We start from the raw sequence: 19,258 nt of genomic DNA on the forward strand, positions 1-19,258 counted from the left end.
TGCCTAATTCATACGAAATAAGGGTGCTTTAGACCGTAAGCCAGGCGGAAATTCCACCCTCAAGCATGTACACAGAACGCTCCTCCAGGGGCGCTATTTCACGAGCCGCCTCAACCGTTCGGGTGTATCCGGTGCAGTAAATAACGATTTTCTGGGCATTTGCGGGGATTTTACGCTCAATCAGGGCTTTGAGAGAGTCATTTCGAGCCGCTTCAAGCAATTCAGTGAGGGGCAGGTTAATGGCACCGTCAATCGCAAAGGCATTGAACTCCACCTGCTCACGGACATCCAAAAGGGCAATATTTTCACCCGATGACATCTTTTTAAGGTCCTGAGCGCTCATCGAGCGGGGTTTCGAGTCAGCAGAAGAGCTTGTAAAATCCTGAGAAATATTACGAATTGTTACATGATTTTTGGGCTTATGACTCGTTTCTTGGGGCAAAACAGCGCTTTTCTTAGGTACAGCTTGCACGCTAGCTACAAGAGGTATATATTCCCACCTTCCGCTTAATGCCGAATATAGGCCAACCTCACCCATGAGCGGCTCCCCCACCCCGGTCAGCAGCTTCACTGCCTCCATGGCCATCGCAGCACCCACCACGCCAGCCATAGCACCCACCACGCCAGCAGTACTACACGAAGGCACACTACCGGCAGCAGGAGCATGAGGGTACAAATCCTCATACACCGGACCGTGTCCCGCCCAAAACACACTCAACTGCGCATCAAAGCCAAGAATCGCAGCCCACACATGCGCAATCCCAGCACGCGCCGCCGCCGCCGACACCATATAACGCGACTCAAAATTATCGCTACCATCCAGCACCAAATCAGCGCCAGACAGCAAATCATCAACATTCGCCTCCGTTAAACGCTCACGCACCGGCACAACCTCAATAAAAGGATTCAGCGAGCGCAAAGACTCAGCGGCAGAGTCAGCCTTAGAATTACCCACCCTGGCGTGCGTATGAATCACCTGGCGGTGCAGATTCGAAGCATCCACGACGTCATCATCAACCACCACAATCTGACCGACCCCGGCACCCGCCAGGTACAGCAGCGCGGGAGCACCCAAACCGCCAGCGCCAAGCACCACCACTCGCGCACGCTTGAGTGCCAGCTGAGCTTCGTACCCCATTTCGGGCAGAATCAGCTGACGAGAGTAGAACGCACGCTCAGCGGCAGAGAGCTCGCTCGCGCTACGAGAGGTGTGAGAAGACATAGGGGTTCCTCGCATCAAATAGTAGAGATGGTTTGAATTTTAGGGGTCCAAGCTTCAAGGAGAATAAGCCTGCCCGAGAGAAATCCCCCTGACAGGCTTATATTCAGAATATTCAGAAGGCTAGACGGACGAAGTATCCACGCCAACCCACTCGATGCTTCCATCGAGCAGTTCCTGTTCCTTCCAAATCGGCACGCGAGCCTTCACCCGGTCAGCCACCAGCTCGCAGGCATCAAACGCGCGACCACGGTGAGCAGCCGCCGCCATCACGGTCAGAGCCGACTCGCCAATAGCAATCGGACCCACGCGGTGCACAGCCCACAGACGCACGCCATCCAGCTCGGCGGCAACCTCAGCGGCAACCTCGGCAATATACTCACGAGCCTGCGGATGCTCGCTATAGGACAGCCCGCGTACCGCACTACCGTGATCGTGGTTGCGCACAATGCCGTCGAAAATTACCAGGGCACCCATAGCGTCGGTCATGACCTCAGCCTTAGCCGCCGCGTACAGCGGCTCGAGGGGCGCCTCCGTAATATCGGTGAACACCACGGTCGAGCCGCTCGGCTCAGCACCGTGCGCGCCCGAGTGGTCCAGGGATTCTTCCTTCTGCGGCTTAGTGGTCATGGTAGTCCTCCATCTGACGGCAAATGTGCTCAACAAGCGGGTCGAGGGTCGCCACGCCGTCCTTCACGCCACCGCGCGAACCGGGCAGGGTCATCACGAAGGTACGGTCAATGACGCCCGCCACGCCGCGTGAAAGCACCGCCGCAGGAACGTTCTTCAAACCGTTCATCCAGAAGGCATGCATAATGCCGGGAACTTCCTTATCCAGGTGAGGGCGAACCGCCTCCACGGTCTGGTCATCAGAGTTCAGACCGGTACCGCCGCTGGTCAGGATGAACGTCGGCAGGTTACCGTTCTTCTTGCCCTCGGCCACCAGGGTGTTGAAGTACTCGACAATATCGCGATCTTCAATGACCACGGCGTCCGGGGTGTCAAAGCCGCGCGAGCGCAACCACTCCACGGCGATGGGACCGGACTTATCCTCGTACACGCCGCGGGCTGCGCGGGTGGAGGCGACAATGACCAGGCCGGTGAGGTTCTCCGGCATGGTGTAGTCTTCGCTACTCATTGGAATTCCTTTTCTGTATCTATCAGGTGACGAGGGGGTGTGCCGCCGTAGCTTAGGAGTTATCGCGGACGGACCAGTCGCCGGACTTGCCGCCGCTCTTCTCCAGAACACGGATATCGGTGATGACGGCGTGCTTATCGACTGCCTTAATCATGTCGAAAACGGTCAGCGCTGCCGAGGAGACGGCGGTGAGCGCCTCCATCTCTACGCCGGTGACGCCGCGGGTCTTCACGGAAGCCTCAATACGCACGAAATCAGTGCCGCGCTCAAAGTCCACCGTGATTTTGCCCAGGGGCAGCGGGTGACAGAGGGGAATGATTTCCGGGGTGCGCTTAGCGCCCATGATGCCGGCAACACGTGCAACCGGAAGCGCGTCACCCTTGGGCAGGTCAGCGTCAAAAATCATGGCGATAACATCTTCGCGGGTGCGCACGGTCGCCTCAGCCAGAGCGGTGCGGGTGGTGACCGACTTCTCCGTAACGTCCACCATGTGCGCCGAGCCGTCGGCGCGCACGTGGGTCAGTTCCTGGTTGGGCTGCGAGGTAGAGGTCATCGTTTCTCCTGGCTTCAGCGCGGTATTCTTCTGCCGCGAATCGTTACTTAGTATGAGTCTCAATTATTCCTTGTCGTTCACGCAAGGAAGAACGCGGGTGTGTTTCGCTTAGTTATCGGTGAGGCGAATGCGGTGGTAGGGCACTGCCTCTCCCCCGGTGTAGGTGGTTCCGGGCGCCAGCTCGATGAGCACGTCCGCCTGGGCGGCGCGGTGCAGCAGGTGCGAGCCTGAGAGGACGTCCGGGTAGAGCTCCACCCGGTAGGTTCCGGGTTCCACCTCGACCATGGCGAGGGTGCCGCGCAGGAACTGGCGTTTGGCCGCCGGTGCGGTGAGCGGGGTTTCGGTGACGAGCACGCCTCGCGGTGCGTTATTCAAGGTCGCTTGTTCGGAGGCGACCGCGTAGGGCACACCGTAGGGACCGCCAGCACGCAGGTAGGGGCGCAGAATCAGCGCGTACGAGATGAGCGTGCTCACTGGGTTTCCGGGGAAGGAGATCATGGGCACGCGGTGGCCCTTGAAGTCGAGCAGGTTCACGCCCTGGGGGCCGCCGGGCTGCTGGCTGACGTGGCCAAACCAGGAGACGGGCACCAGAATATCGGCTTCGTGTGCCTTGGCGATGGCGTTACGGACCACCTCGTATTTGCCGTGGCTAATACCACCCGAGGTGATGATGATGTCCGGTTTGAAGCTCTCGTACTCTGCTACGAGGCGGTGCACCAGCTCTACCGGGTCGTCACCGATAGCGATGCGGCGCACCTCCGCTCCGTCTTCGCGGAGCATGGCGGTGAGCATGGGTCCGTTGGCGTCAAAAATCTGGCCCTGGCCAAGTTCCTGAGTGGTGGCGCTTCCATCTTCTTCAACGCCGGAGAGGATCTCGTCGCCGCCGGTGCACACGAGCACGCGAGGACCAGCCGCAACGGTCAGGCGTGCGTAGCCCTGGGATGCGAGCGCACCAAGCATGGCGGGGGTGATGCGTTCACCGGCGCGTGCGAGGACCTGGCCGGTGACGACGTCTTCGCCGCGGCGGCGCACGAATTGTCCGGGCTTGCCGGGGGCGAGTTTGACCTTTTCGCTGGGGCGGCCGAAGGACTCGGGTAGGTCGGGATATTCGATGCGTTCAGACTGTTCGACGGGGATGACGGCGTCGTAGCCCTTAGGCATGGGCGCGCCGGTCATGATGGGGTAGGTCAGGTCGTCAGAGGAGCGGGAACGTTGGAGGGGGCGGCCAGCGGGGATTTCGCGTCCGACGGTGAAGATGCGGTCTTCGCGTTCTGCGGCTTCGGCGGTGAGGGCGTAGCCGTCCATTTGGGAGTTGTCGAAGCTGGGTACGTCCATGCGTGCGGTGACGTCTTGGGCGAGGATGCGTCCTGCCGCGTGGTAGAGGGGAACCGTTTCTGCGGTGCCGATGAAGACTTCGCGCAGCAGTAGCGCCAGGTAGGCGCGGTATTCCTCGGTGCTGGGGGTTCCGTTGAATTCGGGGGCAATCATGGCGGTTCCAATCGTGCGGCGGCGGTTATGACTAGTGTAGGTGTGTTTTTGTGGGCTGGTAAATGCAGTTTCGCCTAAGGACCGGTATGTGCCGGCCGGTATGTGGGGCAAGTGACGAAGCGGCTTATCGGGTGCTTTCGCGTAGTTTTTTGAGGGCACGGATCAGGCCGAGGACCCCGAAGATTCCTAAGTAGAGGCTGATGAGTATCAGGGCGCTTCCGAGGGCGCTGGGGATGTCGCTGCTGTTGATGGCTAGGTCGATGGCGAGGGGTATGGTTTGGGTTTTTCCTTGGACGTTGCCGGCGAAGGTGACGGTTGCGCCGTATTCACCAAGCGCTCGGGCGAAGGAGAGAAGGAAGGCGGTGGCGAGGCCGGGCGCGGCGAGGGGCAGGAGCACTTTGAAGGTGATTTCTGCGGGTTTAGCGCCTTCGACGAGGGCGATTTCTTCGTATTCGCGGGGAATAGCCTGCAGGGTGGTGACTGCGGTGGCAACGAAGAAGGGTAGGGCGACGAAGACCTGGGCGATAATCACCGCGTTGGGGGTGAAGGGGATGGAGATTCCTGCCTGGTAGAGGTAGGTGCCGATCATTCCCTTGCGTCCCCAGAAGAAGAGCAGCCCGAGGCCGGAAACAACCGGCGAGAGAATCACCGGGGTGTAGATGATGGCGTAGAGAACTGACCCGAATCGGTGCAGCCGCGAGCGGTTGAGCACTTTGGAGAGCACGAGCGCCAGGGGTGCACCGAGAAGCCCGCAGATGAGGGTGGAGGCGGCGGCAGTACTGAGGGAGAGGTTTGCCGCCCCGAGCACCTGCGGGGTGAAGATGCTGCCGAGCTGGTTCCAGGGGATATTGAGGAAGAGCCCGAGGAGCGGCCCGGCGATGAGGAAAACACCCAGCGACGCCGGAACCAGGAAGAGCACGGGCACGGAGGCGAAGAGCCTGCTTCCGGGTGTGCGTGAGGTTCCGGCGTTGCGATGGGTAGCGGTAGTGTCTGTCATGGGTGATGAGACGCGGGTTGTTCCCTACTGTGGCGGTGTTGAATTACTGTGCGGTGTTGAAGCCGTACTCGGTGAGGATCTTCTTCGCCTCGTCGGAGTTCTTCAGCCATTCGTTGAACTTCTTCGCGGTTTCGGAAGAAGAGCCGGTCTTGCTGAGCGCCGCGGGGTATTCGTTGCGTTCCACATCGGTCAGCTCGACGGAGCCGAGGTTGACGCCCTTCTTCTTGGCGGCGGCGAGGTCGGTGGTGTAGATGAAGCCCGCATCGGCGTTACCGGTGGTGACCTTGGTGGCTACGTCGGTGACCTTGCTTTCGGTGGTTGCGTTCTTGAGGGTGATGTCGTGCTTCTTCAGTTCCTGGTGGGCGATGGTGCCGCAGGGGACGTCTTCTTTGCAGACTGCGACGACGCCGTCGGTGGTCTTGAGGTCGTCGAGGCTGTTGATCTTGCCGGGGTTGCCTTCGGCGGTGACGAGAACGAGCTTGTTGGTGACCAGAACGTTGGTTTCGGAGTCGGAGAACTGGTCGAGTTTCTTTGCCTTGTCCATGTTCTTGGTGTCTGCGGTGATGAGCAGGTCGGGGGTTGCGCCCTGCTCAATCTGGTTGACGAGCTTTGCGGAGCCTTCGTAGACGAAGGTGACGTCCACGCCGGGGTTGGCGGCTTCGTATGCCTTTTCAAGGTCTGCACCTGCGTTGTTCAGGGAGGCGGCGGCAAAGACTTCGACCTTGCCGGAGCCAGCCTGGCTACTCGATGCGGAGGCAGTGGACGAAGAGGAGCTCTGGGTGGCGCCGCATCCGGTGAGGGCGAGGGTTGCGGCGGCGAGCGCGCTGAGGGCTGCGAGGGGGGTCTTCATGAAATTTGTTTCCTTGGTGGTTCGTACTCTTGCGGTGGTGAGGTGTTTTCCTGTTCGGGCTCTGTGTGAAGTTTTGTGTACACCCCTAGCTTGTACACGTTGTTTTCGTCACGTGGTCTGCGGTGGCGCAGTTGTAACTTACCCTGCACACACTATGTGCGGGGCGCCGGAACATGGAATAATCATATTGTCACCTGAAATATGCAAATTTTCCACATAGGTTTTACATGGCGTACACGGCAAATTCAGCTTCTTCTGAGCTCATTGCGGGCCCAATGTTAAGCACCTTATCTTCTGCGGAGGGTAACGGGGCTGCTTTTGTGACGCCCCAAAAATCTGAGAGTGGCGTAAAGGCCCAGCGTAAACTCCCGAATATTACGAACAGCGGTCCGCTCTTGGACCGTTGGGGTCGCGTGGCGACGGATCTGCGTATCTCTCTGACCGATAAATGTAATCTTCGTTGCATTTATTGCATGCCGGCGGATGGTTTGCAGTGGCTCCCGAAGGAGAATCTGCTCTCCGCCGAGGAGATCGCGCGCCTTGCCGATATTGCGATTACTGAACTGGGCGTTGAGGAGATCCGCTTTACCGGTGGCGAGCCGCTGGTGCGCGCCGATTTGGTGGACATTATTGCCCGTATCCATCAGGCGCATCCGGATGTTCCGCTTGCTATTACAACGAACGGTATTGGTTTGGAGAAACGTGCCACCGCCCTGGCGGAGGCTGGCCTGACCCGCATCAATGTTTCTCTGGATACGATTTGCCGTGAAACCTTTGCCGAGTTGACCCGCCGCGATAAGCTCGACGCCGTGCTCAAGGGCATCGATGGTGCAGCGGAGGCTGGCCTGTGGCCGATCAAGATTAATGCTGTGCTGATGCCGGGTCTGAATGATGATCAGGCTCCGGAGCTTCTGCGTTGGGCGTTGGCGGGCGGCTATCAGCTGCGTTTCATTGAGCAGATGCCGCTGGATGCTGATAACCGTTGGACCCGTGAGGGCACGATTACCGCCGCTGAGATTCGCGAGAAACTGTCGGCTGAGTATGTTCTGGGTTCGGTGGCGGAGGCGCGCGGCGACTCCCCCGCTCAGCTGTGGGAGGTGTACCCGCTCGGTACTGCCCTGGATGAGGCGGGCTTCCCTGCTGACGGTACCGAGTCGCTGGGCCGTGTGGGTATTATCGCCTCGGTCACGGAGTCGTTCTGCAATGCATGCACCCGCACCCGCCTGACGGCGGACGGTAAGATTCGTTCCTGCTTGTTCTCCGACACCGAGACTGATTTGATGCAGCTTCTGCGTTCCGGTGCTGACGATAAGCAGCTGGCTCTGCGCTGGCGTGAGGGCATGTGGTTTAAGCCGCGCGCCCACGGTAAGGAAGACGCTGACTTCGATATTGAGGAGTTCGCTAAGGCGAGCCGCTCGATGAGCGCTATTGGTGGCTAGGAAAGCCGCTGATTCATCAGCCGAAGGTGCGCGGATAAGGCTTTTTATTGGCATCTTGCGCCCGTGATTTTCGGCTGTCCCCTGACTTAGGATTGAGGAGCATTATGCAGGTTCATTTTTTCGCTGCCGCACGTTCTGCGGCGGGCACCACGCAGCTGTCGGTACCTTTGGCTGAGTTACCGTCGACAACTCTTGGCGCGCTCGTTGAGCATCTGGGTCAGAGCTTGGAGGGTACGACCCCGTCGGGTCTGACTCTTGCGCAGGTCATGGAGCAGTGCTCGTTCCTGGTCAATGGTGCCCGCTCGGATACGCAGGCGCCCCTGCAGGATGCCGACCGTGTGGACGTTCTGCCTCCCTTTGCGGGTGGATAATGCGGGCGGATAAAATGCCCGGTTCCGTGCCCCCTACTGAGGGCGATTTTTCGTGCGCCGCGGTCGTTGTTGCCGGAGGTGCTTCTCGCCGCCTGAACCACGTGCCGAAGGCGTCCCTGTCTGATGGTACGAATACTCTGCTGGATTGTGCTCTGGAGGCGGTGGCCGCCGCATCCCCGCGCGTGGTGGTGGGTCCTGAGAGCCTACCCTTGCCGTCGGGGGTGTTGCGTACTCGTGAGGATCCGCCGTTTTCGGGTCCTGCCGCGGCGATTCATGCCGGTTTGGAGTGCATTGCGGCCGATTGCGAGCGCTCGCAGATTCCTGTGCCCGACTGGTGCCTGATTTTGGGTGTGGATACTCCGCGTATTGCCCCGGCGGTTCAACAGCTGATTACTGCGGCGCAAAGTGCTGAGCGCACGGCGGGCTTCTCCCCTACTGATTCTGAATCATTTGAGGGTGCTGAATCATCTGCAGGTTTCTGGGGTGTTTCTGAGGGTATCTATCAGCCGCTGGTGGGTATTTACCGTTTTGAGGCAATTCGTTCGGTCTTTTCGGCCGGCACCACCAACGCTTCTGTTCGTTCTTTTTTGCGTCGTCTGAACCCTACTGCGGTTCAGATGTCTGCCGCTGATACCGCCGATGTTGATACGTGGGAGCAGGCGCAGGCGCTGGGTTATACGACGTCGCTTTGGTCAAGCTATTAGTAGCTGAGCTACCGCAGTGTGATATTAGGGCCTGACTACGAGTACCCTAGGTGATAAGTCTTGGCTTTAGATACCGTGTACATGTAGCGTTTTTGAGCTCGCGCGCTGTTGCGCGTCCCGCACACACTTTTACGAGGTACGATGTCTCACCATATTCCTTCTGTTTCGTGGCAGCAGGCCCGCCAGATTTTGCATGAGCAGGGCCTGGAGATTGCACACCATGTGAAGACGGAGTCTTTGCCGCTGCTGGCGACAATTGACCACTATTTGGCGGATGATGTTTATTCGGTGATGCCGGTGCCCCACTATAGCTCCTCGGCGATGGACGGTTACGCTGTGGCGGGTGCACCTCCGTGGCGTCTGGTGACTCCGGCGTATCCGGAGGATTCTCGCGCTAATATTCACCGTCTGACGGTGCCGATTGCTCCGGGCGAGGCGACCCCGATTTTGACGGGTGGTTTGCTCCCTGAGGGCGCTGAGGCGATTGTGCGCGAGGAGCATTCGCGCCTGTATGAGGGTGCGGAGGCTTCGTCTCGCCCTGGTGTAGCTGCTCATTTGGAGACTCAGTCCAGTATTCATTACCTGGATATGGCGGAGGGTTTTGAGCCTCCGGCGCCGGGTGCTGATATTCGCCATGCTGGTGTTGAGCTGGAGCGTGGCGAGTTGTTGGCGCGCCACGGTGACCGTATTTCTGCGCGTATGGCGGCGTTTTTGGGCATGAATGGTTTTGATGAGTTGCCGGTGTACGCCCCGATTCCGGTGCGTTGCGCGTTTACGGGTAATGAGGTCATTACCTTTGGTGTGCCTGCGCCTGGTCAGGTGCGTGATGCGTTTGGCGGCTTTATGGAACATGCGATTATTTCTGCTGGCTGCGAGGCGCGCCCGTCAATTCGCCTGGCGGATGTTGAGTCTGAGTTCCGCACGTTCTTGTCCACGTCGACGGCTCGTGTGCTGGTGTTTACGGGCGGGTCGAGCACCTCGGGTGTTGATTTGGTGCGTAAGGTGCTCAACGATATGGGTGCGACGTACCTGTTTGAGTCGGTGGATGTGCGTCCGGGCCATCCGGCATTGGCTGCGCGTCTGCCGGTTCCGGAGACTGGCCCGAATTCGGGTCGTGAGCGTTTTGTGCTGGGTCTGCCGGGTAATCCTTTGGCGGCTTACACTGCCCTGTATTCGTATTTGCCGCCGCTTCTGGCTGGCATGAGGGACATGCCTCTGCCGGAGCTGGATTCGGCGGTTCTGGGTGAGCCTGTTGATACTTTGCGTAAGCCGGCGGGGGCTCGTCTGCTTCCTGTGTCGGTGCATGATGGTGTGGCGTATCCTCTGCCGAAGTCGGCGTCGCATATGCTGTCCTCGTTGGCGGCGGCTACTCACTGCGCGGTGTTGGATGATTCTTCGGTTCGGGGTTCTGCCCATGAGGTGGGAGCTCGGGTTCCGATTATTCCGGTGCTGTAGTAAGGCGCTATTTTCCGGCGTTGAAATGTTTATGCGGTATGCGGTCGGGGTATAGTAGAGAGATATGTCAATCGTTTAGCATACCGAAGGGAGCCCCCGTGGCTAAGCCCAAACTCAGCGACGTTGCAGCCCTGGCGGGAGTCTCCCCCACCACGGTCTCCCGCGTGCTCAACAACCGCGGCTACCTGAGCGAAAGCACCCGCACCAAGGTCCACGAGGCAATGCGGGAACTCGGCTACCGCCCCAACGCCATCGCCCGCAGCCTGCAGGGCCAGCGCTCGCAGATGGTGGGCCTCATCTTCCCCACGGTCGCAAACCCCTTCTACGGGGAGATGGTGTACCGCCTCGAAAGTTACCTTGCCGAAGCAGGCTACCGGGTCATTCTCTGCAATAGCGATGACCACCCCGAACAAGAGAAGCGCTACCTGGAGATGCTTTTCTCCAACCAGGTGGACGGCATTATCAGCGGCGCGCACTCTGACGCGCTGGTGAATATTCCGCACGCCCAGGCTCCCCTGGTGACCGTGGACCGCCTCGAAAGCGGCTTTTACCCGAATGTCCGCTCCGATAATTACGGAGGCGCTCGCGCCGCCACGGAGCACCTCATCGCCACGGGTGCGCAGAATATTGTGCACGTGACATCAACCCTGGGTGAGCACAATGAGCGTCAGCGCGGATACCGTGAGGCAATGCTCGAAGCCGGACTCATGCCGGAGTTCCTGGAGCTGGGCTTCCGTCCTTCACTGGGTATTAAACGTGAGGTGCTCTACCGCTACCTTGATGAACGCGCCGATAGTCCGGAGCCGGTGGATGCGGTCTTTGCCTCCAACGATAATTACGCCGCGTTGGCGCTGGGCTGGGCGCGCGCACGCGCTATTCGTGTTCCGGAGGATTTCCAGGTGATTGGTTACGATGGCACGCAGAGCGTTCAGCTGCTCATGCCGGAGTTGGCGACCGTGGTTCAGCCGATTGAGGGCATGGCAGAGCGTACCGCGCAGCGTCTGCTGGAGCTCATTGAGCTACAGCAGGAGGATTCCTCAGAGAAGACCACTCCCCCAATTACCCAGCCCGAGGATGTACTCCCGGTTGAGCTCCATCTGGGGGCTACGGTGCGTTCTATCCCGAATCTGGATCAGATTCAGCCTGACACCTCCGCCCCGGACGAGCTCCAATAGACGAGCTCCAATAAGAAGCTCCTCTTCTGACGATAAAAATCCGCCCCACCGTGCGAGTGCTCACGGTGGGGCGGATTTTGCATATACATTTATCGGTTTTGTGCGCGTCCGGAAGTTTAGGAGGCGCGCTGCACAATCTCGGTCGGGCCGGTTCCGGGGTAGACCATACCGACGGCGTGCGCCTTGGAGAAGATACCGTGGAGCGGTCCGAGGGAGAAGAATCCGCGGCGCTCGTAGAGGCGTGCACTGTCGTAGGTCGATGCTTCGAGGTAAGCGGGGTAGTCACCGATGCGTTCGGTACCGTAATCGAGTAGCCGGGAGCCGATACCGCGACCTCGATACTCTTCAAGAACACCAATGTTGAAGAGGTACCAGTGCTTGTACGCGGGGCGGTACTTGAGCAGGTGCAACTCCATCAGGATTGCCTTCAGCAGAGTCTTGCAACCGAGAGCCTTGTAGTAGGCGCCAAACTGCTTGAGCTCGTTAGCAAAGGAACCTTCGTGAGATTCGGGGGTGTTCCAGAGGCAGACACCCACAATCTTGCCGGTGGAGTTATCAATAGCGATGTCGATACGTCCGCGGCCCTGGAAGTTGCCGTAGACCTGCAGGGTCATGATTGCGCGGAGCTTGGCAAGTTCCTGTCGGCGGCTACCGCCTGCGATGACTGCCATCATGGCGGGATCTCCGTCGAATGCGGCAATCAGCACCTCGAGCGCATCTGCATATTCATGAGACTCGGCGGTGCGGACGGTATAGGAAGCTGAGGTCATATTCACCCTTTACAAAAGCTTGAAACTATACATAAATATTAGCTGGATTATTCACTCCTGGCTAATAAATTCTGCCTTATCAAGACATTTTTCATAGCCATGCATCGAATGTGTGCCAGCTTATATTGCACCAATATGCATAAATTTTACGAATATTTATTCATGTTATTTTTGCATTACTTTGCAGGAAAATTTGAACACCCCGCACCAGCTCTAGGAAGAGCGGTACGGGGTGTACATCACGTTGAGGTTATCTACTCACTAAGAGTGCAGACTATGCGTTAGCCTTTGCCTTCAGTGCAACCTTCAGGAGTGAATCTGCGCTGGTGACAGATGTGCCCGAAGCCTGGACATCCTCAACCGAGGCAGCTGCCTTCTTGGCATTGGTAATCACCATGGGGGTTGCCAGCGGGTAGCCTGCCGCCTTGATGGCGGGAATATCGAACTCGGCGATGACGTCGCCGCGCTTAACGGTGTCGCCCTTAGCAACCTTGGGCTCGAAGTGCTTGCCGTCGAGCTCAACGGTGTCCATGCCGATGTGCATCAGCAGATCCAGGCCATCCTCGGTGCGCAGACCGTATGCGTGGCCGGTGGGGAATGCAACGGTAATCTTGCCGTCAGCCGGCGCGTAGAGCTTACCTTCGGTGGGCTCCACTGCGGTGCCTGCACCCAGTGCGCCGGAGGAGAAGGTGGGATCCTTGACGTCAGCCAGCAGAACCACGGAACCGACCATATGGGAGCCGATTTCGACGCTCTCGCCAGCCTCAGTTGCTACAGCGGCAGCGGGAGCTGCAGCAGCTGCTGCGGGAGTAGCGGGAACAGGAGCGGCGGGTGCCTCAGCCTCCTCAGTGTTGCCAGCCTCAACCTTCTTACCCCAGATGAAGGAGGCAACGAAAGCGATGACGGTGGTCAGGATGAGGCAGCCGAAGAAGCCAGCCCAGCCCGCGCCGGTAGTGGGGCTAATGGAGGGGAAGCCGATGTAACCAGCGGCGCCCAGAGCAATTGCCTTCACATTCAGGATGGAAGCGACCATTGCACCGATACCTGCGGAAACAATAGCAATGTAGAAGGGCCAGCGCAGAGCCAGGTTCACACCGAACATTGCGGGCTCAGTAATACCCAGGAATGCCGAGGGTGCAGATGCCGAAGCAATACCCTTGATCTTCTTGTTCTTGGTGGTCAGTGCGACACCGGCTGCGGCAGCACCCTGCGCCACGTTAGACATGGAGGCAACGACGAAGATGAAGGAACCGCCGGTTGCCCACAGGCTCATCTCGATGGGCGGGAATGCCTGGTGCATACCGGTCATCACGATGAATGCGTAGAAGGTACCGAAGATCAGACCGCCGAGCGGGCCAGCAACGGTGTAGAGCCAGTTAATACCTTCACCCAGCCAGGTACCCAGCTGGAACATCGGCGGGCCGACCAAGATGAAGGTCAGGAAGCCGGTGATAAGGATGGTGAGGGTCGGGGTGAAGATGAAGTCGATGGTGCCCTTGAGGACCTTGTGGAAGAACTTCTCAATGTGGGACAGGATGAAGGCAACCAGCATGATGGGCAGCACGGTACCCTGGTAGCCCGCCTGCTGGACCTGCAGGCCGAAGAGGTTCCAGTACTTCATCGGTTCGCTACCCTCGGCACCTGCCAGAGAGGCAGCGACATTGTAGCCGTTCATCAGTGCCGGGGAGACCATTGCGGCACCCATGGTCATGCCCAGGTAAGGATTACCGCCGAAGACCTTGGTTGCGGAGAAGCCAACCAGCACGGGCAGGAAAGCGAAGGGAGCTGCGGAGAGCAGGTTGACGATGTCCGCGAAGTCAGCCCACTCGGGGTGCATTGCGATGAAGCTCTCGGGACCAAAGATACCCTTGGAGGTCAGCACGCTGTTGATTGCCATCAGCATACCGCCACCGACCAGAACCGGAATCAGCGGGACGAAGATATCAGCAATGGTCTTAATGAAGCGGGAAACGATGTTGCCCTGCTTGGAGGCGATTTCCTTGAGATCATCCTTAGATGCTTCGGGTGCGCCAGCGGCGATAAGGTGCTTGTGTACCTCGTTAACGTCGCCGGGGCCGACGATAATCTGGAACTGGCCAGCATTGAGGAAGCTGCCCTTAAGATCCTCGTCGTTGTCGATTGCTGCCTGGTCGACCTTGTCCTGGTTCTTCAGGACGAGGCGAAGGCGGGTTGCGCAGTGTGCGGCTGCAACGATGTTGCCGGCGCCACCGACGTCCTTCAGCACGCGCTGTGCCACTGACTTGTGGTCCACGCTCGCTCTCCTTTGTTTGGAGCACCACCGTATGATGCTTTGTAAATGGGGTGGGGTGACATGTCTGTGTGTGCATGTCATGTATATGTCATACGTTTGACATATCAGATGTAAAACATGGTATCACGGGAAAGTTCTTAAAAGCGAGGGCCCACTCTCCACACGGAGAGTGAGCTCTCAAACATATTCAGAAATTACCGGAAACTACCCGCATAGGCGGCTCCCAACGCCTAGAAAATGGCTTAGAGGCGGCCATACTCCAGGGACAGCACCTCGCCACCGGTCAGGCGGACGCGGCGCTTATCGCCCTTGAAGAAGGTGCGAGCGGTCATAACCTCAGCGCCCATGGAGGCAACCAGCTTGCCACCCACGTACAGTTCGGTAGCCGAACCGTCCACAAGCAGGTCAAACTCGCGAATCTTCGAACGCTTCAGGGTTCGACGGCGCAGGCTGCCACCCTCGGTGTAGCGGGTACCGCCACGGTCCATCTGCACAAAGTCCTTATCCAGAACGATGCTCAGTGCCACGCCGTGGGTGTCCTTGATCTTCAGCTTCACGCACTCGTCAGAGACGTTCACGCGGCCGCGCAGACGGAAGGTCAGGGCATTCTTCAGCTCGACGAGCTTACCCTTCTCCTCCTCGCGGTACAGCGGGGTCATCTTCATCGCGTCGTTCAGCTGCGGAACCGGGCGCTGGAAAATCTTGCCGTTGCGCAGGTGCAGCTCACGCGGGTAGGTGAACATGTGCACCCAGCGGTGGCTCCACGAGGGCAGGTCGTCCTGGTCAGCATTGCCCAGCCAAGCAATCATCACCGGGGCATCACCGCATACATCGTGCGGTGCCTTCGGGTCGGCGGTCAGGCCGGTACCGGAGATGGTCTGCGGTGCGTAGAACTCGAAACCTGCATCCAGCTCGGTGAAGGGGGTCTCCACAGTGAACTTGAGAGTCTCGTTATCCAGCGAGCCAACAATGTAGCCGCTCTGGAAAATGTTGTTGTACTTCTCGCCGAGGGGCTGCATGCCCTGCGGGCTGAAAATCAGCACGTCACGAATCTCGCCGGTCAGCTCATCGCGCATGCTCAGCAGGGAGGGGCATTCGTACATGTAGGTGCCCTTGAGGCTCTTATCCTTAATACCCAGCTCGCCGCGGAAGGTCCACTCGCGGCGGTCAGCAGAGGTGTACGCGACCACAGCACCGGTCAGATCCTCACGCTGAGCACCGATGACCATCCACCACTCGCCATTACGTTCAAAGACGTGCGGGTCGCGGTAGTGCGCGGTGTAGCCCTTCTCAGGACCAGAAATCAGCGGGGGCAGCTGACGGGTCGGCTTCGCGTCCTCACCCGCAGTTGCAAGGATCTGGTAGGTTTCGCGGTTGCCCTTTTCATCCTTCACGTTACCGGTGTAGAAGAACTCAAAACCGCCGGGCACCTTAATGCCCGAGCCGGAGTAGCAGCCGTGCGAATCGTAGCGGCTATCGGGCACCAGGGCGGTACCCTCATCGGTCCAGTGGGTCAGGTCCTCGCTCACGGCGTGACGCCAGTAGACCATACGCTCGGGGTGCAGGGGCGAGTATTGGTAGAAAGCATGGTAGCGCTTGCCGTCAAAGACAAGGCCGTTCGGGTCGTTCAGGCGGCCGACCGGAGGAGCCAGGTGCAGGGCGGGGTAGTCGCGATCTTCACGAACTCCGGCACCAAAAGCATCCAGGATCTGCTGTGCCTCTGCCGCCAGGTCACGGGCGGGGCGGGGCGAGGACTTCTGATTCTTTTTCTTCTGCTCGCTCATGTCTTATCCGTTTTCGTGCAAGGGGAATGTCTGGGTTGTCTCATCCCATCATACGGCACCTCTGACCCGTTGCCGGGCTCTAGGAGAGAGGCACCACAGTGCTCTCAGCCTCTCTCATCCGAGGCACAGGGCGGCCACAGCGGCTTATACCGCCACCTGCCGATTATGTGGCACATACCCCGTTTGCTACAGGAGAAAAGAGCTGGCACGACAAAGCCCCGCACCTCCCCCAGTCTTCATACCGGAGTAGGTTCGGGGCTGTTAAATGCCGCGAGGCGGCGCATCCAATGGATGCACCGCCCGCGTAAGAATCGAGAAGAAGTCGATTACTTGAGGGTGATGGTTGCGCCAGCAGCCTCGAGCTGCTCCTTAGCCTTCTCAGCGTCTTCCTTGGAAACGCCCTCGAGCAGAGCCTTGGGAGCGCTGTCAACCAGGTCCTTTGCTTCCTTCAGGCCGAGGGAGGTCAGGGCACGAACTTCCTTAATCACTGCGATCTTCTTGTCGCCAGCGGACTCCAGGATAACGTCGAACTCGGACTTCTCTTCAGCAGCCTCGCCTGCTGCGCCGCCTGCTACAACTGCAACGGGAGCAGCTGCGGTGACGTCGAACTCTTCCTCGAATGCCTTGACGAACTCGGAAACCTCAACGAGGGACAGTTCCTTGAATGCTGCAATGAGTTCTTCGATGGACAGCTTAGCCATTGTTTGGCTCCTTCACTATCTGGTGCGGGCTGACGCCCGCGGTGTAAATCTTCAGTACCTACCCCGAAAGGGTCGGTCAAATTTAGGGTGCGTTACACGCTATTCGCGTTCACGCTGCTGAGTATCTCAGCGCTGGTGCAGTAGCACGAAAGGGGCTTATGCCTCTTCCGAAGCCTCCTCGGCAGCAGCGGGAGCTGCGCCTTCCTGCTCCTCCAGCTTGACGCGCAGTGCGTCCACAACCTGTGCGATGCGTGCGATGGTAGCCTTTGCACCACCTGCAACCTTGGACAGCAGAACCTCGCGGGATTCCAGGTCAGCGTAGCGCTTGACGTCGTCCTCGGTCAGAGCGGCACCTTCGTAGTAACCGTTCTTCACAATCAGCTGGGGGTTAGCCTTGGCAAAGTCACGCAGGCCCTTAGCAGCATCAATCAGGTCGCCCTTGATGAATGCCAGTGCGGAGGGACCCTGGAGGTGGCCTTCGAATGCGTCGATGCCAGCTTCCTTAGCTGCGATAGCAGCCAGCGTGTTCTTCACCACGGCGTATTCGGTCTCTGCACCGAGTGCGCGGCGCAGCTCCTTGAGCTGTGCAACAGTGAGACCGCGGTATTCGGTCAGGATGACTGCGTTCGAAGCTTCGAAGAGTTCCTTCAGCTCGGATACTGCAGCGATCTTTTCCTGAGTCGCCATGGTAGTTCCTTCTTCCGATTCTTGTAAGGTCGCCGGTAGAGCCTCGAAGCATTTATTGCAAGCAATAAAAAATGCCCCGACGCGTAGGCGTACGAGGCACGATAGACGGCACCCTGAACGAGGGCAACGACTATTCACTTCGAGTTACCTACGCGGGCGGCGATTTCTAGTGAAATCTGCTCTTATCAGAACTCTGTTCTTCGTCTCCACCGAGGTGGTGATAAAGGACATAGTTCTAGACCGGCGGTCTTTGGTTTATTCATCATCTCAGGTTAAAGCCCGAGTCGCAAGTTAAAAACGTGATTAAGCGGGGTTAATCACTTAAAGCTCCTCTTTAAGCCGATTAACCCGCGCTTTCTCCCGTCTGAAAGGTCCAGCTAAAAGCCAGTAAAGACGCGTTTTAGAGGTAAAAACGCTTTCCGCCCGAGAACAAGAAGCAACGCTCAGCAGCCACACCCAGGTGCACCCGCTCTCCCACACTCAGGAAGGTACTGTTCGGGGAGGCGCCGCTCAAGGTGGCACTCTGCACATCGGGAATAAAGAACTCAAGCTCCTGACCGGCACGCACTCGCGCATACACTCGGTCACTCGGCTCAGAATCCACCGAAGCCCGCCGAGATTCCAGAGGCAGGGACACCGCATCCAACAGACGCGCGCGGTACAGCATGCCACCCACCAGATGGCGGCTACCGAGCACCTGCACCGGCAGAGCATGAGCAGCGTCTGCCGCCACGGGGCACAAAGCGGTCGCACGAATCGCCAACTCGCACCCGGCAGGAAGCGACTCCGAATCCTCAAGATTCAAAAGGTTCAGTGCGGGCGCCGCCAAAAGCTTCGCCACCTGCAGAGTATGCGGATGCGCCAGCAACCGCTCCGGAGTATCCACCTGCACCAGGTAACCGGCATCCATCACCGCCACCCGCTGACCCAGCATGAGCGCCTCATTCTGATCATGGGTCACGTACAGGCCCGTAAAACCGTAGCGCTCGTGCAGACGCACAATGTCCGCACGGATACTCGCGCTCATCTGCTCATCCACACTCGCCAGCGGCTCATCAAAAAGAACCACCGGGGCACGACGAATCAAAGCACGCGCAATACCCACACGCTGAGCCTGACCACCCGATAGCTGCGAGGGCTTACGAGACTCCAACCCCTCAAGCTTCAGAGCCTCCAGCAGTTCACGGTAGTAGTCCGCGTCAACCCGACCGGCGAACGCGCCCAGCCGGGTCGGGAACAGAATATTGTCCTTCACGCTCAGATGCGGGTACAGAATAGGGCGCTGAAACACCACACCCACCGAGCCGCGCTCCAGAGGCTGACCGGCATAAGTCACCCGACCGGCGCTCGGCTCCTCCAAACCGGCAATAATACGCAGCAGAGTGGACTTACCCGTACCGGAAGAACCCACGAGGGAAATCAGCTCGCCGGGGTGCACATCCAGGTCAATCTCATTCAGAACCGTCGTATCAGTGCCAAAGGTCTTAGCGACACCTCGAATACGCAGGCCTTCAAAAGGCTCCGCCGCGGCAGAAGAGTAGGATGCAGAAGTCATTCCCCCATTATCGCCGAAACTTGTGCCCGGCACGCGTGCAGAAGATAAGCACCGTCATAAAACAGCGCGCGAACCTCGCACCAGAGTCTCATGTGAGCGC

Annotated in this window: 18 protein-coding genes; 5 read left to right on the top strand and 13 right to left on the bottom strand. The window is 58.8% G+C overall.

The genetic code is table 11. The annotated features are described in order from the left end of the window. Nucleotides 1-28 precede the first annotated feature (28 nt). From HMPREF2879_RS04045 to modA, 7 genes are all read right to left on the bottom strand, one after another. Nucleotides 29-1,222, bottom strand: coding sequence for a ThiF family adenylyltransferase (locus tag HMPREF2879_RS04045; RefSeq protein WP_070634869.1), 1,194 nt, complete (start codon nucleotides 1,220-1,222; stop codon nucleotides 29-31). A gap of 120 nt (nucleotides 1,223-1,342) precedes the next feature. Then, entirely contained in the window at nucleotides 1,343-1,849 is a 507-nt protein-coding gene (locus tag HMPREF2879_RS04050; protein WP_049353350.1) for a molybdenum cofactor biosynthesis protein MoaE, read from the bottom strand. Continuing rightward, a complete protein-coding gene (locus HMPREF2879_RS04055; protein WP_005508377.1) occupies nucleotides 1,839-2,357 on the bottom strand; it encodes a MogA/MoaB family molybdenum cofactor biosynthesis protein in 519 nt (172 codons plus the stop codon). The genes HMPREF2879_RS04050 and HMPREF2879_RS04055 overlap by 11 nt, the downstream gene beginning before the upstream one ends. 52 nt (nucleotides 2,358-2,409) lie before the next feature. Beyond that, a complete protein-coding gene (moaC, locus tag HMPREF2879_RS04060) occupies nucleotides 2,410-2,910 on the bottom strand; it encodes a cyclic pyranopterin monophosphate synthase MoaC (RefSeq protein ID WP_049353351.1) in 501 nt (166 codons plus the stop codon). 108 nt (nucleotides 2,911-3,018) lie between these two features. Continuing rightward, nucleotides 3,019-4,398, bottom strand: coding sequence for a molybdopterin molybdotransferase MoeA (locus HMPREF2879_RS04065; protein ID WP_044150194.1), 1,380 nt, complete (start codon nucleotides 4,396-4,398; stop codon nucleotides 3,019-3,021). A 124-nt stretch (nucleotides 4,399-4,522) separates the two neighbouring features. Then, entirely contained in the window at nucleotides 4,523-5,323 is an 801-nt protein-coding gene (locus HMPREF2879_RS04070; protein ID WP_239662370.1) for an ABC transporter permease, read from the bottom strand. Between the two features lie 115 nt (nucleotides 5,324-5,438). After that, a complete protein-coding gene (gene modA, locus HMPREF2879_RS04075) occupies nucleotides 5,439-6,245 on the bottom strand; it encodes a molybdate ABC transporter substrate-binding protein (RefSeq protein ID WP_049353353.1) in 807 nt (268 codons plus the stop codon). Between the two features lie 227 nt (nucleotides 6,246-6,472). On the opposite strand from modA, the gene moaA reads away from it, so the two are divergent. The 5 genes from moaA to HMPREF2879_RS04100 all read left to right on the top strand — a co-directional run bounded on the left by moaA (nucleotide 6,473) and on the right by HMPREF2879_RS04100 (nucleotide 11,389). Continuing rightward, nucleotides 6,473-7,684 (top strand): GTP 3',8-cyclase MoaA, encoded by a 1,212-nt coding sequence (gene moaA, locus HMPREF2879_RS04080; RefSeq protein WP_049353354.1) that lies wholly within the window; start codon nucleotides 6,473-6,475, stop codon nucleotides 7,682-7,684. 104 nt (nucleotides 7,685-7,788) lie between these two features. Beyond that, on the top strand, nucleotides 7,789-8,055 hold the full coding sequence (locus HMPREF2879_RS04085) for a MoaD/ThiS family protein (RefSeq protein ID WP_049353355.1): 267 nt from the start codon (nucleotides 7,789-7,791) through the stop codon (nucleotides 8,053-8,055). Continuing rightward, nucleotides 8,055-8,759 (top strand): molybdenum cofactor guanylyltransferase, encoded by a 705-nt coding sequence (locus tag HMPREF2879_RS04090; RefSeq protein ID WP_070634870.1) that lies wholly within the window; start codon nucleotides 8,055-8,057, stop codon nucleotides 8,757-8,759. The genes HMPREF2879_RS04085 and HMPREF2879_RS04090 overlap by 1 nt, the downstream gene beginning before the upstream one ends. Nucleotides 8,760-8,900: 141 nt before the next feature. Continuing rightward, nucleotides 8,901-10,214: a molybdopterin molybdotransferase MoeA gene (locus HMPREF2879_RS04095; protein ID WP_049341104.1), complete on the top strand. Its 1,314-nt coding sequence runs from the start codon at nucleotides 8,901-8,903 to the stop codon at nucleotides 10,212-10,214. Between the two features lie 98 nt (nucleotides 10,215-10,312). After that, nucleotides 10,313-11,389 carry a LacI family DNA-binding transcriptional regulator gene (locus HMPREF2879_RS04100; protein WP_049341102.1) on the top strand — a complete coding sequence of 359 codons (1,077 nt, stop codon included), beginning with the start codon at nucleotides 10,313-10,315 and terminating at the stop codon, nucleotides 11,387-11,389. Between the two features lie 116 nt (nucleotides 11,390-11,505). On the opposite strand, the gene HMPREF2879_RS04105 is transcribed toward HMPREF2879_RS04100, so the two are convergent. The 6 genes from HMPREF2879_RS04105 to HMPREF2879_RS04130 form a co-directional block, all read right to left on the bottom strand. After that, nucleotides 11,506-12,159, bottom strand: coding sequence for a GNAT family N-acetyltransferase (locus HMPREF2879_RS04105; protein ID WP_044150184.1), 654 nt, complete (start codon nucleotides 12,157-12,159; stop codon nucleotides 11,506-11,508). Nucleotides 12,160-12,433: 274 nt separating this feature from the next. Further along, nucleotides 12,434-14,431 (bottom strand): PTS sucrose transporter subunit IIABC, encoded by a 1,998-nt coding sequence (locus tag HMPREF2879_RS04110; RefSeq protein WP_070634871.1) that lies wholly within the window; start codon nucleotides 14,429-14,431, stop codon nucleotides 12,434-12,436. Between the two features lie 242 nt (nucleotides 14,432-14,673). Then, a complete protein-coding gene (locus HMPREF2879_RS04115; RefSeq protein ID WP_070634872.1) occupies nucleotides 14,674-16,215 on the bottom strand; it encodes a glycoside hydrolase family 32 protein in 1,542 nt (513 codons plus the stop codon). Nucleotides 16,216-16,541: 326 nt separating this feature from the next. Beyond that, on the bottom strand, nucleotides 16,542-16,916 hold the full coding sequence (rplL, locus tag HMPREF2879_RS04120) for a 50S ribosomal protein L7/L12 (RefSeq protein ID WP_005504884.1): 375 nt from the start codon (nucleotides 16,914-16,916) through the stop codon (nucleotides 16,542-16,544). 156 nt (nucleotides 16,917-17,072) lie between these two features. After that, nucleotides 17,073-17,603 carry a 50S ribosomal protein L10 gene (gene rplJ, locus HMPREF2879_RS04125; RefSeq protein ID WP_005504882.1) on the bottom strand — a complete coding sequence of 177 codons (531 nt, stop codon included), beginning with the start codon at nucleotides 17,601-17,603 and terminating at the stop codon, nucleotides 17,073-17,075. A 400-nt stretch (nucleotides 17,604-18,003) separates the two neighbouring features. Continuing rightward, a complete protein-coding gene (locus HMPREF2879_RS04130; protein WP_070634873.1) occupies nucleotides 18,004-19,158 on the bottom strand; it encodes an ABC transporter ATP-binding protein in 1,155 nt (384 codons plus the stop codon). Nucleotides 19,159-19,258: the final 100 nt, after the last annotated feature.

This window comes from Rothia sp. HMSC069C04, from assembly GCF_001812895.1.
Lineage (GTDB): Bacteria > Actinomycetota > Actinomycetes > Actinomycetales > Micrococcaceae > Rothia.